This window comes from Thermorhabdus hydrogeniformans, from assembly GCF_049310025.1.
Lineage (GTDB): Bacteria > Bacillota > Thermosediminibacteria > Thermosediminibacterales > Tepidanaerobacteraceae > JBJYKD01.
The window spans coordinates 1-17201 of the sequence record NZ_JBJYKD010000042.1 but is presented as its reverse complement, the minus strand read 5'-3'; the positions used below and the strand labels follow the sequence as shown (position 1 = coordinate 17201).

The following is a 17201-nucleotide window of genomic DNA, read 5'->3' as shown; positions in this document are numbered from 1 at the left end:
CGTTAGTTTTTATTTTTCAAGCCGTATTTGGTTAAATATGGATTGGGGAAAAGGGGGAGTTTTTACACTGGAATCATCATTTTAATAAAGGCAAGAACATTACAGCACATGTCAAACCGCGTGCAATCGATAATAGAAATTTTTTTTTGCACTTCACAATACTAATGATATAATTATCTCATAAAGCGAGGTGGTAAGAATGCTGGCAATATACAAAACTGTTGAAGGCGAAGGTTTGAAGGAGATTGAGAATCTTTCTGAAAAGGGTTCGTGGATTTACCTCGTGGACCCCGCAGAAGAGGAAATCCTCAAAGTAAGCGAAGCCGTAAAAATACCCGCTGATGTCATAAGTTACGCTCTGGACGAAGAGGAGAGCTCGCGAATCGACTATGACGACAATTATGTCCTGATTATCATAAAAATTCCCATTTTAAATAATGGCATATATGACACAATTCCCCTCGGTATCATCATAACCGACGACTGCGTTGTGACCGTGTGCCTTAAAAAAAATCCCATTGTAGAGGAATTCATACGATCAAAGCCGAGGGACTTTTATACTTATAAAAAGACAAGGTTTTTGCTCCAGTTTTTATTCAAGACGGCCACATATTATCTAAGATATCTGCAGCAAATCGACAAAAAAAGCGATGAGATAGAGAAAAAACTGCACCAGTCCATGAAGAACGAGGAGCTCATCGAGCTTTTGAAACTGGAAAAAAGCCTGGTGTATTTTACCACTTCACTCAAATCAAACGAAATCGTGATGGAAAAACTTTTAAAATCTCGCCTTTTAAAAGGCCTTCGTGTTCCTGAAAGCAGCGGCCTGATAAAGATGTATGAAGAGGATGAGGATTTGCTGGAAGACGTCATCACCGAAAATAAGCAGGCAATAGAAATGAGCGAGATTTATTCCAGCATCCTGAGCGGAACCATGGACGCCTATGCCTCGGTCATATCCAACAACCTCAATATCGTGATGAAATTCCTGACATCGGTCACCATAGTCCTAACTATTCCCACACTTATCGCCAGCCTGTACGGCATGAACGTACCCCTTCCCTTCCAGCATTCGCCGCTGGCTTTTGGGGGAATCCTCACCGCTTCTTTTGTAATCTCTCTCGCCACGGCCATGGTCTTTGCAAAATGGAAGATGTTCTGACTATTTCCACACCAATGTAAAGCCCGTCAGTTCATAAATGCGCTCGGATATTATATCTTTCAGGGCCGGATCTATGTCTTCTACGGATATCACCTGTATAGACAAATCGCTCAGAAAAATGCTCGGATTCTTTTTCAGGGTTATGCCGTATTCGGCGGCAATGCGCTTTACGGTATTTATGACTTCTATCTGGTTGCACGACTCGCTGACGGTTATGGCATACCCCGTAATTTTTTCAAGTTCCTTTATTTTGTCGAGGTATCTTTCGCCCACAATCTTTGATATAAACGAAAGTTCAATGTATTTTACCCCGTTTTTTGCCGTCTTCACGCTCTTTTTGTAGGGCCTGTGAGGTAACGCCGAAAAGACCTCATCTATATATCTCAGAGCTTCATTTTGCTCCATCGGGTTTGCAGGGTTTGCGGCGGTGGATGGCAATTTTTCTTCTTCGCCTTTTTCGTTTATGGTAAGGTCCAGGCCGGTAATTTCCTTAAACTTTCTTACAATCTCTCCGGACGCCTCGTATTCTCCTTCCAGAAACATGGCGACCCTCCCGCTGCGACTTAAGTATGAAATCTTCTTTACCGGAATTCCCGGTGGAAGCAGGTTGTATATCACCTCGTTTACGGCTGCTAAATTAATGTGGCGGTTGACTTCTACCTTCCACCCGGTGCGCTCTTCAAATTCCCGGAATTTTGCCGCAAATTTTTCCTTGGCAATTTCCGGGAAATTGAAGTATAAAAGTGCCACCTTTTCCTCAAATCTTGCCCCCTTTCTGTAAAGGCCCGATTCCGGGCCGAAATACTCGTCCACCAGTTTCAGCATCTCATTGACTTCCATAACCGGAGGTGCCTTCAATTTGTCGATCTCGCTTTTTTCCACCGCATGATACAGGAACATGCGTCTCCTGTCGGGTTCAAAGTAGGGAGTTACGCTCAACAATTCCCGCAAATGTTCCGGGGCCTGATTTTTTCCCCAGATTTCCGCAAGGTCCTCTATGGAAAGGGCCGCCGCGGTGCCTATATTTTCTATCACAAACTCCCACAATTCCCGAATGTTGCTTTCATCCAGGTCTGCATCTTTCCCCATGGTGGGGTAATCCACGGCCGCCTTCTGCTTCCGGGGAGCTTTAATCTGAATTTCCAACTGTTCCCCGTTTACAGGCGCAAAAACCCGGGTGTTGATATCCTTCTGTATCTCTTTTCCCAGACCGTTTATCACCTCAGGTTCGCCGTGTACCAGGAAGATTCTCCCGGGATAAAGGCTTCCCGCAAGTCCCAGGATTTCACTTAAATCTGCGTGGGCCGAAAGGTTATATTTGCCCACACCGCATTTGACGGCGATTTCCTTATCGCCGAGCTTTATGCTCCTGTCTCCGGTTTCCGACGGCGGAGTGTCGGCAAGATTGAGGAGTCTCCTGCCGGGCGATTCTTCGTCCTGATATCCCGTTATGGCAATGAAATTCCTTTCATCCGCTGCGAGTTTTTCTGCATACCACTGACTGGGTCCGCCCGTCAGCATGCCCGAACTTGCAATAATAACGCAAGGGCTCTTTGATTCCACTATCTCCTTTCGCATATCCGGGCTTTCCACCGGAGCAACCCTCTCGTCATAGAATATTTCACTGCCCCTGAACACCTTCTTGGCCAGGTCGGCCCTCAAATAATTCGGGTTTAACTTATAGATCCGGCAGATATCCCTTATCATGCCGTCCACATAAACGGGGCATTTTAAAAGTCTTCCCCTGTTTATTGCCTTCTTTAATATGAGGATGACCTCCTGGGCTCGCCCCAATGCAAAGGCCGGGATTAATACCTTCCCGCCGCGGGAGAACACTTCATTTATCGAATCGACCAGCCTTTCCTCCTCAAGCTGGCGGTTGGCATGAAGTTTATCTCCGTATGTGGACTCAAAAATGGCTACATCGGGACGCAATTTCGGAATGGATGCGCCTTCTATGGAGTTCTGCCTGAACCCGGAAAAGTCGCCGGAATAAAAAAGGCTGCCTTCACTGCCTGTTATATAAATTGCCGAGGCCCCGGCTATGTGACCGGCACTGTAAAACGTAACGGCAATGTCGGAGTCGTTAAAAGGCTTAAATGTGTGCTGAGGTGAAAAACAGAGGCTCCTGTCGAGCATTTCTCTCACATGATTTTCGGCATATATGGGTATTTCCGCTTCTCTTTCCATTATCTTCAAGCTGTCGTAAAGGAGGACCCTCGTAAGATCCCTGGTCATATGGGTCATGTATATGAAGGCACCCGGAAACTGGCGGCTGATGGCTGGCAGCGCTCCGGTGTGGTCCGTGTGAGCATGGCTGACCAGTATGGCGTCCAGGCCGCCGTTTTCCTGAATCAGTCTGAAATCCGGCAGCGCGTCTTTTGATGACGACATCCTGATGCCTCCATCGAGCAGGATGTTTTTTCCGTCGATATTCAAAAGGTAGCAGGAGGCCCCCACCTCCCCGGCGCCACCGCAAAATGTCAGTTTCAAATCCGCACCTCCCCGAGCAGAAGTTTTTAAACTTTCAACCAGTTTTTTATAAGATTCTAATAAATTATACCAGAGGAAAATGTTTTTTTCAGCACTTTTTTAAATCGCACCTTGCGGCCAATACTGCCGCCGTACCGGTCCTGGATGTCTATGCCTGCTTTATCGATTACGGCACAAAAAATGCGCAATACATCACTGCGTTCATGAGAATCTCTACCGGTCAGTGGCTGAAAAAAGATGGGAGGAACTGGCCCGAAAATACCTGTATGGCAGTCAGCTAAATTGCAAGACGTAGCTTTTTTGCCATAATTTGATATAATAGAAGATGAATACAAATTAATTGAAGGAGTTGTTTTGATTGCGCCAGGAAGTTAAAGACTGGATAGAAAGCTCCGAATACGATCTTGAAACCGCTAAAGCTATGTTTAAAGCAAATAGATACAATTACTGTATTTTTATGTGTCACCAAGCTGTAGAAAAATTGTTGAAAGCACTGATAATTTTTCTAAATAAAGAGTTCCCACCGAAGACACATAACCTTATTACGTTATTAGAAGCGATTGATCAGAGCCCCGATAAAGATATGCAAACAATTATATTAAAATTAAATCCACATTATATGGTTTCAAGATACCCGGATGCTGCTGGAGGACCCAGCCATAAAATGTATAACGAACAAATTGCTTTGGAATTTTTAAAAGACACCGAGAGGGTGCTGGAATGGTTAAGACAAAAAATGAAATAATTATAATGATTAATGACTATATAAAGAAGCTGAGCAATTATATTAAAATAGACAGAGTTATCCTGTTTGGCTCATATGCAAGAGACGAAGCATTGAGCTCCAGCGATGTAGATTTTTTAGTTGTGTCTCAGGACTTTAGCGGTATGAGTTTTATTAAAAGGTTGGAATTCCTTCAGAGGTTATGGAGTTATGATATAGGTGCCGATATACTGGGATATACTCCGGAAGAAATTGAAGAAATGTCGAAAAAAATAAGCTTTGTATCGGAAATACTAAAAACTGGAATCGATGTACAACCTTTGTCACAGAACTGAACCTTGGTCACTCTAACAACAATGTTTGTAAACTGCCATGCGGCAGAGGTGGAGAATGTCAAAAATCGAGCTTATAGCAACAACCCTTTTTGGAGTAGAAGCCTTAACTGTAAAAGAAGTAAAAACCTTGGCTACACGGACGTAAAAGCAGAAGACGGCAGGGCCGCATTCAGCGGCGGTGAGTCGGCCATCTGGAGGGCCAACCTGTGGCTGCGCACCGCTGCTTAATAGAAAATAAACTGCATTTTTAAGACACTGCTTTAACCCGGATTTATTTCATATCGAAGCAAGTTCTCAGAGAAAGGCGAGTATGCATCCGGCACGACCTGCAGTGCTAAGTTTTGATTTTCACCCACCGGCTTTTCCTACCCCTGCCTGTGGATAAAATCAGGCCCTCTTTTTTCAGGTCCCTTAAAATTCTTCTTATGGTCCCATCGGCTGCATCCGGAAACATGTCTCTGATGTCAGAAATAGTGAACTCCTCCTGAAATTCTTCCAGGATTTTTTTTCTTATATCATAGTACATGCCGCCTCTGAAATCAGAAGAGGGTTCGTACTTTGCAGCCTGTTCAGCCGTCTTATCGGGAAGTCCATCTCTTTCATGGGATTCGATAGCCTGGAAAAACCTGAGAGTCCATTCATTGGCCAGCTTCCTGCTGCCTGCAAAGATTATCTTCGTTCTGGGATGAAGGGCGGAAAGCTCCGCCAGAGCTCTGGCAGTAAAAGAAGGCGTGTATACCGCCAATTTGTCAGGGTTTAGAAAATCCGAATAATTGGCTTCCACCACCAGTGCAGAATGAGTATAAGCCTCCAGCTCCCCAAGCTTTTGGTGCAATACGGCCATATTGCTCATATCCTTTCTTAGGTTCTCGAAAGTTTTCCTTTCGACTACAGCTATTATTCCGTCATCCCTTAAAAGAGCATAATCTCCGGCCGGAAGAGCTTTTCTTTCTATGATACAATCATTAAACTTCCATGGGTACTTTTCATTTATATCTATCAAGACGTGGATCTGATTATCGCCTCTGGCGGTAAGCCTCACCCTCGGTTTCCTTTCCTTCAAACCCTGCTGGGTCCTCCAGAATATCTGTTCATACTCCCCATCTTTTTTCTTATACTTCTTTTTTAAAAACAAAAATTCGCACCTTTTATTGGTAGGCCTGTCCAGCACCACCGAAAGGCGCTTCCCGTAGCGATTTAATGACACCACCGGCACCCGCTCTATCTCTTTCAAAGGCTCTGAATAATCCTCCGAATCCTTCAAACAAAAGATCTGGCTTCCGGCTCCCGGCCATCTGTTCTGAACCCGGAGGCAAAGGACAGTCACATCGTCCTTTTTTATGCTGAGTCTGTAAGGGAACTTTTGATTATCCGTCGACTCAAGAATCCACCACAGGGAATTCATTTGTATATCACATCTCCTCTTATAACACCATCGACGTCATCCGGGGTGAGAAAGTCTTTCCACAGTAATTGATTTCCCGAGTATATCAAGGCGCCATTGTTTGCAATCAGCAGAGTTTCGGGACAAAGCCCCAGAACCTCCATGACTTTTTTCACTCCGCCACGATGCCTGCCGGTGGCAAGGACTACCTTCATACCGCGAGAAATTGCCTTCTTCACCGCCCTCTCATTGGCCGGTGAAACGACGTTATTGGCATCGACCAGTGTTCCATCCACATCAAGGGCAATTAATTTAATCATATTCAGCCACCACTTTTTATTATACTTTTTTATTATACTTTTGACATCATTTATAAATATCTTTGACATATTTTACGTTTTTCCTTTTTTTTGCAAATATAAAATACGAAAGCAAGTTACCTTTCATATGATTCTGAATCATTGAGGTTCTAAGATAGGAAAAATTAGTACTATTTTCCAAGAGTTTAGTCAAGATCTTTTTTATGAAACAAATTACAGGCTGTATGGAGCAATATTTTGTTGAAAGCTATATTATATCTCGTGTGAGTCAGATGCTGGTTCAGTCTCAAATAGTGATTCTTTTCAGCGTGCCCCAGCAGGTATAAAAATGCATGGGCCGGGATACGCAACGACAAAGGCGGGCATTTTACCCGCCAATAGAAAGTTGCACCGAAATTTTTTTAATCTTATTTTTATAATTTCAAGTTTTTCCAAATCACATTTTGTCTCACAAGACATTTTTCATTTGTTCAAGGCAAATCTTAAGAGCTTCTTCCCAGGGCGGGAGTTTTATGCCCAGGGTCGCTTCCAGGGCGAGGTTGTGCATGGCGATGTAGCGCTGCCGCCTGGCAGGGCGTCCCATGTTTACATCCGACATCGGGATTAACTTTGAATCGTCAAGGCCCAGCTCTTTTAAAACAGCCCTGTAAAAATCGTACCTGGAGGCGGTGCCGGAATTGGATACATGATAGACGCCATAGTATTCGGTTTCAATGAGTTTTGAAATCACACCGGCCACCATATCAGCATAGGTGGGCTGACCGTATTGGTCGGCTCCGGCTATTACGGTTTCACCTTTCTTTATTTTGCTGACGGTTTTAAGAATAATATTGTTTTCGGGGTTGCCGCCTCTGCCGAACAAAAGGGGTGGGCGCACGATAAAGTACTTTTGAACCAGACTGGCGGTTATAGTCTCACCCATCAGCTTTGTCTGGCCGTACACATTTATGGGGTTGGGCCTTTCGTATTCGTAATAGGGCGCTCTTTTTTCACCGTCAAAAACCGAATCGGTGGATATGTAGACCATCTTGGCCCCCGTCTTTTGAGCCGCCAGAGCCACATTTCTGGTACCCATACAGTTCACCAGATATGCCGCCCGGGGATCTCTCTCCGCGGTGTCCGGGTCCTTTATGGCCGCGCAATGGACCACCACTTCCGGATTAAAATCGGTGATTTTTTGAATTACATCCCCGGGATTTGTAATATCCCCATCGGCCCTCCCTTTAAGAGCTTTGACTTCATGAACCTTTTTCAGGGCTTCCCAAACTGCCTGGCCCAGAAGCCCCGAAGCGCCGGTTACGACTATCCTCATAATCCGCACCTCCCTTGCAGGTTATAAAAACCTCACCGATTTCTGGCGGGGCTTTAATAAATTATACCAGAGCGGAGCATTTTTTTCAGCATTTTTTTAAAATCAGAATACAATGTATTATCCGGACTTTATCAATAATCGATAATAATTTTTCGGGAGGTTTAAGGACATGTCCACTATAAGCAGGACCATAACCCCAATTCCGTTCAACCGCAGGCTGCTTTCCATGCCCGGCTTTTCGGAGCGGCAGATTTTGGAACATTTCAACGTGTTGTATAAAGGTTACGTAAATAAGATAAATGAAATCCGGGAAAAGCTGCAGTTCGCCAATCGCCAGGAAGCCAATGCCACTTACAGCGAGTACAGGGGATTGAAGAAGGGTGAAACCTACGCGATGGACGGCGTTATACTTCACGAACTGTACTTTGAAAACCTCGGAGGCACCGGCGGACTGCCCCGCGGGAATTTGTTATACCGGCTGGAAGAAGATTTTGGCTCCACCCACAGCTGGCGGCAGGATTTCATCGCAGCAGGTATGGCCGCCAGGGGTTGGGCCATTCTCGCCTTTGACCCCAGGGATGGGCGGCTGCACAACTACCTTCTGGATGCCCATGATCATGGCCTTGTAGCCGATACTGCCACCATACTGGTCCTGGATGTTTATGAACATGCTTATTTTATCGATTACGGCACTAAAAAGGCGGAATACATCATGGCGTTCATGCAGAATATCGACTGGTCGGCGGCTGAAAAAAGATGGGAGGAACTGGCCCAAAAATACCTGTATGGCGGTCAGTAAAATTGTAACGCAGAAACAGTGCGTGGTAAATCTCATCATATAAGCGGGTTGTCGGTCACTTAAATCATAAATCATATATACTATTTCCATATTGAAAGCCGCAGGAATTTTTTGCGGCTTTCAGTCACTTTTGTCTTTTTATGCTATAATTGATTATATCGAAATTTTAAGTTATAAAATTAAATATACATGCTTTTTTCCTGGTATGTATATAAAAGGGTGAGGGTGCTGCAAATGTTTATCGCCGATTTTCATATACACTCGAAATATTCCAGAGCCACCAGCAGGGAATGCGTTCCCGAGATGCTGGAAATGTGGGCGAGGCGCAAGGGGATTGGCGTTATTGGAACGGGTGATTTTACCCATCCGGCCTGGCGGGAGGAATTGAAGGAGAAGCTTCTCCCTTCGGGAGAAGGCCTTTATACTTTAAAAGATGAATTTCGCATAGAAGATAAAGTCGCAGGAGGTAATTTTACGCCTCAATTTATTGTTTCCGGCGAGATCAGCTCCATATACAAAAAGAACGGTAGGGTGAGGAAGATCCACAACTTGATAATCCTACCCGGTCTGGAACAAGCTGAATCCCTATCTCGCCGGCTTGAGGCAGTGGGAAATCTTCATTCCGACGGCAGGCCCATTCTGGGCCTCGACAGCAGAGTTTTGCTCGAGATGGTGCTCGAGGTATGTCCCGAGGCCATATTTATACCCGCTCACATATGGACCCCGCATTTTTCTCTGTACGGCGCATATTCAGGCTTCGACGACATCCAAGAATGTTTCGATGACCTCACAGACTTTATCTATGCGCTCGAAACGGGGCTTTCTTCAAATCCACCGATGAACTGGCGCCTTTCCGCGCTGGACGGATTCGCCCTTGTATCCAACTCGGATGCGCATTCGCCGATGAACCTGGGCAGGGAGGCGAACATTTTTGATACGGAACTTTCTTACGGGGGAATTTTGAGGGCCCTAAAAGTTCGAGGCACAAATGACTTGTACGGCACTATAGAGTTTTTCCCTGAAGAAGGCAAATATCACTATGATGGGCACAGAAAGTGCAGAGTGTGCTGGAAGCCATCGGATACAAAGGCTGCGGGAGGCATATGCCCAGTATGCGGCGGCAGGATTACAGTCGGAGTGCTTCACCGGGTCGAAGCCCTGGCAGACAGGCCCGAAGGATTCAAGCCATCGACTGCAAAGCCTTTCGAAAGCCTTGTCCCTCTTCATGAGGTAATAGCTTCATCGATAGGTTCTTCTGCGGCCAGCATGAAGGTGAAGAGAAAATACGAAGATCTGATCCGGAACCTCGGTCCGGAATTTTATATATTCCGGGAGGCATCATTAAAAGATATTGAACTTTTGGCAGGCCCGTACATAGCTGAAGGCATCCGCAGGCTGAGATGCGGCGAGATTGAAATACAACCCGGATATGACGGTGAATACGGCAAAATTAAAATAATGGACAAAGATGAAATAAACATGCTTTCAGGCCAGTTGTGCTTTGTCAACGACAGGCCCACTCATACTGAAACTCCATCGACGCCCGGCAATGCCGAGAATATAAAGATTGCAGCAGGCAAAGCCGAATCGGCGCCTGTTTCAGTCGATAGCAGTGCGCCCGGCGATAGTGCGGACGCTGTTGAAACCGTTCACTCGAATATTCTCTACGGATTGAATCAGGAGCAGTGGGAAGCCGTTTCAACCTCCAGCCCGGCAACGGCGGTGATTGCAGGCCCGGGAACCGGAAAAACAAAAACGCTGGTATGCCGTATCGCATATCTTATTGAAAAACGCGGTGTACATCCCTCACACATAACCGCCGTCACATTTACCAACAGGGCTGCAAATGAGATGCGCACACGCCTGAAGGAGCATTTTGGGGATGGGCGAACGGCGGGTGCAGTAACCATAGGCACCTTTCATTCCATATGCCTTCAATTGCTGTCCAAATGGAAGGATGCGAAAAATTTAACCATTATCGATGAATACACAGCGGTTTCAATAATTGAGGAGATATTAAAGAACATAAAATCCGGGATATCTCCAAGGGATGTTCTGAGGGGGATATCTCTTATTAAAAATGGCGCAGCACAGGCGAAAGATTATAAATCCAGTATCTTGGCCGAAGTTTACGATTCTTACTGCTCACGGCTCAAGAGTTACGGTTTAATGGATTATGACGATATTCTCCTCGAAGTGCTCCATCGATTTGAGTGCAATGATACATGGAATATAACGGAAGGCAGCGTGGAAAACTGCTTCTCGCACCTGCTGGTGGATGAGTTCCAGGATATAAATGAGATTCAATACCGCTTGATAAAAGAATGGAGCAAAAAAAGCGAAAGTGTTTTTATCATAGGAGATCCCGACCAGTCTATATATGGTTTTCGGGGTTCGGATTTTCGGTATTTTGAAAGGCTAAAGGAAGATTTCCCCGGCATCCGGTACGTCCGGCTGACTCAGAATTACCGCTCAACGCCCGAGATAATCGCTTCCGCCAGATCGGTTATCTCAAAAAAAACAGCAGCAGGCAAAACTTTTCCTCTGTATGCTAAAAGGAAAAGCGGCGCAAAAGTGCGACTAATTAAAGCCAATGATGAATTCTCAGAGGCGATATTTATTGCAAAGGAAATAAACCGCATGGTCGGCGGCATCGATATGCTTGATGCCCAGGCACTTTCAGGGCCCGGCAGAAAAAGCCCTGCGGCAAGACACACACGGGGTTTTTCCGATATTGCAGTACTATACCGCACCAACCGCCAGGCAGAAATCCTGGAGCAGTGCCTTTCAAAAGAAGGCATCCAGTATGTGGTCGTAGGGCGGGATGACTTCTTTTCAGATAAGCCGGTGCGTGAAGCGATAGCCTTTTTCAAGTTTTTGCTCAACCCCAGCGATATGGCTTCGCTATTGTTATGCCTTAAAGCAGAAAGCATATATTCAGAAGACCTGAACCAAAAAGTCCTAGAGAGCTATGCTGCAGGCGAGAAAAGTGTATCGGCCCTGACAAGGTTAATGGAAGGCGACCTGTTGCAGCTGCATAAACCGGACAGAGTCCGGCATTTCATGGAAATGTTGAGAAAATATGAACCTATCGTCCATAAAGAAAAGCCGTGGAAGATTATTGATTCCTGGATTGGCGACAACAACCTGTCAGGCCTGAGATGCATGGAACTGCTTTTAAATACGGCTGTTATGTATGACAAAATGTCTTCCTTTATTCAAAACCTTGTGTTGGGGCGTGAAAGCGATGTGGTCCGCAGCGGAAGCAAGGCGTATTCTCCGGATGCAGTCTGGTTAATGACCATGCATGCGGCAAAGGGCCTTGAATTCCCCACAGTTTTCATATATGGCGCAAACGATGGTATAATTCCTTTAAGAAGCAGCGATTCAGGCTTTGATTTGGACGAGGAGAGACGGCTTTTCTATGTCGGCATGACAAGAGCACGGGACGAACTTATACTGGTGACATCCCGTACTCCATCGCCTTTTATTGCCGACATATCTGAGGAACAACTTATTATAGAGAATGCCTTCGCACAAAAGCAGGCAAGGCAATACAGGCAAGTCAGCCTTTTTGACATATAACATAATAATATATTGTAATTTTAGAGGTGCTATTTAGCCCACTAAGCAATTTGGAATTATCATAAATCACAAGAAAGTTTACCGCCTGTGTAAGGAACTGGATATTCTCCTGCCCCAGTGCAAAGTTAAAAGAGATAAGCCTCGAGTTTTAGCCAGGAGAGAGGAAGTTACTGGCCCCAATCAGCTCTGGGAAATGGATTTGAAGTACGGCTACATACCGGGGACAGACCAATTCTTCTTCCAGTTATCCCTCCTGGATGTCTTTGACCGTATGGTAATCGATTATCACGTGGGTTTATCCTGTACTGCTGTTGATGCTTCTAGAGACTGAATGCTAAAGCCGTCATGAGTTTGAGAGCTTTATGGAAGCCTATGCGGTGGGCCAGCCCGAGACAAGACCACGTCGCCATAGCTGAAGATTCCGGACCTATTATATATATATAGATATATAGAGGGTAAAAGTGTAAGGTTCTTCCGCTGCCTGGACCTTGCCAACGCTCTCATTGACGCCCATCGCCAGGGAACATCAGGCAGGTTCATGGCGGCACTTAAAAAGCTAGATTTAATCATCGTAGACGAGCTAGGCTTTTTACCCCTTCGTCGGGAAGTGGCGGAACTCCTAAAACTCTAGAATGGTATTAATTTCCAATCAAGCGTGATGGTAACTCTGCATTTTTTCATTACAGAATTATGCATTTTTCTCTTGCCAAAAACAGGTTTGCGAAGACCGGCTGTATTTACCTCCGAGTACATATCCATATTTTTTAATGCTATAGCTATTTTTATATAAAAAATGCTCAGATCTTTCGTTGACCGATGGCCGAATATCTTAATTATATCAAGGTGTGTTAACATATCAAAAATGCCGGAATTGATAGCCAAAAAAAGTATATCAAAATATTACTTTAAAGGGAAATTGTTCTATAAAATTCTTGATTTCATCCTCATATCCCGGTATATAGTCTATTTCTATACCGAGCTTTACAGGAAAATCTAGTATCTTCGCTTTTTCTGCCAACTTAACGGAAGCTTCGATACTTTGGGTGGCTCTTTCCTGGTCTATATCCCCCGAAAACCGAGACTTCTACACAAACTTTTTGCCTGGACAAGCCGTATTCGGAAAAACTAATTTCAGTAATTCCTTTTTTCTAACCTTCTTCCAAAAATTTTTTTATCCAATCCATGGTATAAGATCCTTGCTCAAAGTGAACATGGTAATCTCGCAATTTTCATCCTCCAACTTTCACCAAAAATCCATGCCCCTGAATAATCTTTACTATTTCATTAATTTCCTGCTCTGTCGGCGGGTTTATGTTAGGTAATTTATATGTTTGGCCAATTTGGTTATATTTAGACACGCCTAATTTATGGTATGGTAATATATGTATTTCTGTTACTTTTTTGAGAGTTGAAACAAATTTTACTAAGTTTGCTATATTATCTTTCGAAGTATTTATACCGGGTATCAGAGGCACCCTTATGATCATTTCCCTCGCCCGCTTAGACGCTTTGAGTGCATTTTCTAAAATTAACCTATTGTCTACGCCGGTTAATTTTTTATGTTCCGCGCTATCCATATGTTTTAAATCATATAGTACTAAATCCGTATATTCTAATACTTGATTGAAGTATTCCCACTTGCCATACCCACTAGTCTCAATCGTTGTATGAATGGAGAGTTCTTTGCACTCTTTGAGAATTTCTTTGGCAAACCCCCACTGTAACAGAACTTCTCCACCAGAAAGAGTAACTCCACCATTGGAGCGAGCATAGAAACTTTTGTCTTTGATAACCTCTGAAATAACCTCATCAACACTCATTTTTTTACCTATAATTATCCTTGCTCCTGGATAGCAGGCCTCAGAACATTTACCGCATAGAACACACAACTCATTATCTACAAAAAATCCTTTCTCTTTATCAAAAAGTAAAGCCTTATTAAGACATACTTTAATGCATTCTAGACAACCTATACATTTATTTTGAATAAAACCTAATTGAAGGTTAGTCAATTGAGACTCGGGGTTACAACACCAAAGACATCTCAGTGGACAACCTTTCAAAAATACAACTGTCCGTATTCCAGGGCCATCGTGAATACTGTATCGTTGTATATCAAAGACTATCCCTTTATTTATTTTATTATTTTTATTATTTTTATTATTTTTAATCATGTTTCAATCAATCCTTACTTAGCGATTTGAATCCAAACCTTCATCTTCTTTATACAGGTCTAAAGCCCCTATAGCTTGAAAGAATTGTCTCCTGGATCTTGGAGGGCATCCTGGCACGAAACATCCTCCGTAAACTAACTCTCCTGCACAATTTCCATAATAAATATACAAACGCTTTTCTTTTTTAGGTTTAGGTATTTTTAGGTCTTTACCGATGTAAATAGTCATAGGTAGATCTAAACTTTCTAGTTGCTTTTCATGTCGCATTAAAAGGTAATTAAGAGTAGATTGACAGACTTTGCATTGCCCACCGCATACAACTTTAATATTATCGTGAGAATAATTTATATCCGGAAGGAATGACTTTTCAAAATTGATAATGCTGTCACTTAACTTCTCCCCACATATCTCCAGTTTATCGATATCCATTTGGCCTAAACCTTTATCTGCAGCTAACTTTATGTGATTTATTTCAGATGGTTCATATCCAATAATCTTAGAACCAACCGCATCAACAGATACCCTATTAAATCCAGATATTATTACATTGGAGTTTACTGGTTTACCTAATAACGGTGCTCCAAGACCCTGTAGTCCCACTAAACCGTCAATAATTACCAAATCCGAACGGGATATCATATTTATATCAGCAATGGAATAATCCAAAAACGACCCTTTCTTTGCCATCTCATCCGAAAGAGCCGGGAAAATCCCAATACGATGCAAAGATTTTTGTTTATCTTCATCTGTGGAAATTCCAACGGCAACATTTTTTAGACTAAGAGTCACCTTGGTCATACTATGAGTTTTAAGAACAGGAATATTTATAACCGTATCTGCTGCTAATATGGTTTTAGGGATTCTAACCTTTTTTAGAACATAACCGTCAATTTTTCTTTCTATAATTTCATCTTTTTTTAAATCTAGTAATTCAGCCCCGGTTTTTTCGGCTATTTCAAAATAACCACAGGCTTTAAATGCCTCGAAAGTATTTATCCCCCAATTTGAACTTTCAGCTATTATTACTTTTTTGGCACCAGCTTCATAACACATTTCTGTTATTATACCAACAATTTCTGGCGAAGTTGTTGCACCAGTATATGCAGGTTTCCCTGCTAATACATTCGGTTTTATTAAAACCATATTACCTGGCAAAACGACTTTATTGAGTCCACCCAATGAATCAACGGATTCTCTAACAATAGCTTCGAGCGTTTCTTTATTTTTTTTCTTTTTAATAACTACCTTTAATAAGTTCATTTTCTTAATTCGACCTCCAAAAGTTTCAGTAAGTTATTAATAATAATTTTTTATAGTTATTAAAAATAAAAATTCTAAATTAAAATATAACTTTATACATAAACTATCCTGAAAAAATAACGTAATATTCTCATCATTGATTGCATCGCATCTATAGCATAGATCTCTAACAGAAAATGTTTACCAAGAATAAAAATATTTTGTGTTAAAAAATTATAGATGAGGTATTATCTTTTTCTATATTAAACATTTAAAGATAATACCTCACTTGGAAATTATTTAATTATTTAAAACATTTTGCCTACAACTTTTAGAATATAGCCCAATAAGGTTCCCCATATCCCGTATTCCATTTCACCCCAAGTCGTACCACTATTGGCAAGAGGACCTGTCAACGGAATTAGCATTGCATTTCCGAAGCTTATTAGTACCGCGGATACAACAGCGGCTAAAATAGCTCCTTTCTTACCACCAGTTGCATTTCCGAATACAGCTGCCGGACCGCTGGCAAAAAAGTGCGGAACCACACCAGCAATTAATAGATATTTAAAATTCATTCCAGCCATAACAAACGTGAGAATTACACCTATTGGAAAACTGATAAGGAATCCTAATATCCATGCTGTTGGAGCATATGGCATAACCACAGGACAATCCAGGCCCGGAAGAGCGTCAGGAACTATTTTTTCTGAAAAGCCCTTAAATGCAGGAACAATTTCGGCTATGAGCATTCTAACACCTGAGAGGAGTACAGTCACCCCTGCTCCAAACTGTAACCCTTGCATAATGGCCCAGATTAACCAATTTTGACCACCAGCAACTTTTTTAGCCGCCGTAATAGGGCCCACTATTAACATTATTGCTACAAACATCAATATCATAGTAAAGCCAGTAGATAAGGTAGTATCCCTAAAGAATGAAAGCCATTCGGGTAGTTTAATATTCTCAGTACTATCTTCCGGGTTACCTACATATTGTCCTAAAAATCCCCCTAAAAATGCTCCCAAATTTGTGGAATGAGCATAAGCTATAGGTGCGCCGCCCGTTACTTTTTTCATATAAGGTTGGACCAGAGCAATTGTTAATGGACAGTATATACCTAAAATAACTCCTCCTACGATAATTAAAGGAAAACCCGATAGATTTAAATGAACTTTTAAAAGAACTGTGATTAATAGCGCTGTGTATAAAAGATGATGACCGGTCAGATATATATATTTATATTTTGTAAAACGGGCTACTAAAATATTTACTAAAAACCCAACAACCATCACTAGCGCGCCTTCACTACCATATTGCATTAAAGCTACTGCGCCTATGGCTTCATCATTCGGCACTACTCCTTTGAAGCCAAAAGCATTTTCCAATAATGGACCTATCGGAGATAAAACATTGACAATTGTAACTGCGCCAATAACTAGAATTAAAAATCCTACTACTGTTTTCATGGTCCCAGATATTATAGCATGAATTGGTTTTCTCTGAACGATCAATCCTAGACACGCAACTAGTCCCACAAGTATAGGCGGTTGACCTAGTATTTGTGTAGCTAAAAATTTAAAAATATCCATATAAAAACCTCCTCGTATAATATATTTAGTAAATCAAACTTATTCAAATTCCAGTTAAACATGGACCTTGAAAACTAAATAT

Annotated in this window: 13 protein-coding genes and 1 pseudogene; 7 read left to right on the top strand and 7 right to left on the bottom strand. The window is 42.7% G+C overall.

What is annotated here, in order from left to right:
* Window positions 1-199 precede the first annotated feature (199 nt).
* Window positions 200-1162 carry a magnesium transporter CorA family protein gene (locus tag ACKX14_RS14390; RefSeq protein WP_422448846.1) on the top strand — a complete coding sequence of 321 codons (963 nt, stop codon included), beginning with the start codon at window positions 200-202 and terminating at the stop codon, window positions 1160-1162.
* Here ACKX14_RS14390 and ACKX14_RS14385 read toward each other — a convergent pair whose 3' ends face one another.
* Complete coding sequence (locus ACKX14_RS14385; RefSeq protein WP_422448844.1) at window positions 1163-3655, bottom strand: MBL fold metallo-hydrolase; 2493 nt, start codon at window positions 3653-3655, stop codon at window positions 1163-1165.
* A 358-nt stretch (window positions 3656-4013) separates the two neighbouring features.
* Between ACKX14_RS14385 and ACKX14_RS14380 the strand changes: the two genes are divergently transcribed.
* From ACKX14_RS14380 to ACKX14_RS14370, 3 genes and pseudogenes are all read left to right on the top strand, one after another.
* A complete protein-coding gene (locus ACKX14_RS14380) occupies window positions 4014-4400 on the top strand; it encodes a HEPN domain-containing protein (RefSeq protein ID WP_422448842.1) in 387 nt (128 codons plus the stop codon).
* Entirely contained in the window at window positions 4376-4714 is a 339-nt protein-coding gene (locus ACKX14_RS14375) for a nucleotidyltransferase domain-containing protein (protein WP_422448840.1), read from the top strand. The genes ACKX14_RS14380 and ACKX14_RS14375 overlap by 25 nt, the downstream gene beginning before the upstream one ends.
* Before the next feature lie 55 nt (window positions 4715-4769).
* Window positions 4770-4936 (top strand): annotated as a pseudogene (locus ACKX14_RS14370) (class I SAM-dependent RNA methyltransferase); the annotation flags it as partial.
* A gap of 112 nt (window positions 4937-5048) precedes the next feature.
* Here ACKX14_RS14370 and ACKX14_RS14365 read toward each other — a convergent pair.
* The 3 genes from ACKX14_RS14365 to rfbD form a co-directional block, all read right to left on the bottom strand.
* On the bottom strand, window positions 5049-6119 hold the full coding sequence (locus tag ACKX14_RS14365; protein WP_422448838.1) for an ERCC4 domain-containing protein: 1071 nt from the start codon (window positions 6117-6119) through the stop codon (window positions 5049-5051).
* Window positions 6116-6418: an HAD family hydrolase gene (locus ACKX14_RS14360; protein ID WP_422448836.1), complete on the bottom strand. Its 303-nt coding sequence runs from the start codon at window positions 6416-6418 to the stop codon at window positions 6116-6118. Before ACKX14_RS14360 ends, ACKX14_RS14365 begins: the two co-directional genes overlap by 4 nt.
* Before the next feature lie 448 nt (window positions 6419-6866).
* Entirely contained in the window at window positions 6867-7730 is an 864-nt protein-coding gene (gene rfbD / locus ACKX14_RS14355; protein ID WP_422448834.1) for a dTDP-4-dehydrorhamnose reductase, read from the bottom strand.
* A gap of 169 nt (window positions 7731-7899) precedes the next feature.
* Here rfbD and ACKX14_RS14350 point away from each other — a divergent pair, with 169 nt between their 5' ends.
* The 3 genes from ACKX14_RS14350 to ACKX14_RS14340 all read left to right on the top strand — a co-directional run bounded on the left by ACKX14_RS14350 (window position 7900) and on the right by ACKX14_RS14340 (window position 12745).
* The gene (locus tag ACKX14_RS14350; RefSeq protein ID WP_422448832.1) at window positions 7900-8529 is read left to right on the top strand and encodes a superoxide dismutase; all 630 of its coding nucleotides are present in this window, start codon (window positions 7900-7902) and stop codon (window positions 8527-8529) included.
* A 234-nt stretch (window positions 8530-8763) separates the two neighbouring features.
* Window positions 8764-12114 (top strand): UvrD-helicase domain-containing protein, encoded by a 3351-nt coding sequence (locus ACKX14_RS14345; protein ID WP_422448830.1) that lies wholly within the window; start codon window positions 8764-8766, stop codon window positions 12112-12114.
* Window positions 12115-12526: 412 nt separating this feature from the next.
* Window positions 12527-12745 carry an ATP-binding protein gene (locus ACKX14_RS14340; RefSeq protein ID WP_422448848.1) on the top strand — a complete coding sequence of 73 codons (219 nt, stop codon included), beginning with the start codon at window positions 12527-12529 and terminating at the stop codon, window positions 12743-12745.
* Between the two features lie 598 nt (window positions 12746-13343).
* Here ACKX14_RS14340 and ACKX14_RS14335 read toward each other — a convergent pair.
* The 3 genes from ACKX14_RS14335 to ACKX14_RS14325 form a co-directional block, all read right to left on the bottom strand.
* On the bottom strand, window positions 13344-14288 hold the full coding sequence (locus ACKX14_RS14335) for a glycyl-radical enzyme activating protein (protein ID WP_422448828.1): 945 nt from the start codon (window positions 14286-14288) through the stop codon (window positions 13344-13346).
* A gap of 18 nt (window positions 14289-14306) precedes the next feature.
* Window positions 14307-15548: a DUF362 domain-containing protein gene (locus tag ACKX14_RS14330; protein ID WP_422448826.1), complete on the bottom strand. Its 1242-nt coding sequence runs from the start codon at window positions 15546-15548 to the stop codon at window positions 14307-14309.
* A gap of 287 nt (window positions 15549-15835) precedes the next feature.
* Window positions 15836-17119: a PTS ascorbate transporter subunit IIC gene (locus ACKX14_RS14325; protein WP_422448824.1), complete on the bottom strand. Its 1284-nt coding sequence runs from the start codon at window positions 17117-17119 to the stop codon at window positions 15836-15838.
* Between the last annotated feature and the right edge of the window lie 82 nt (window positions 17120-17201).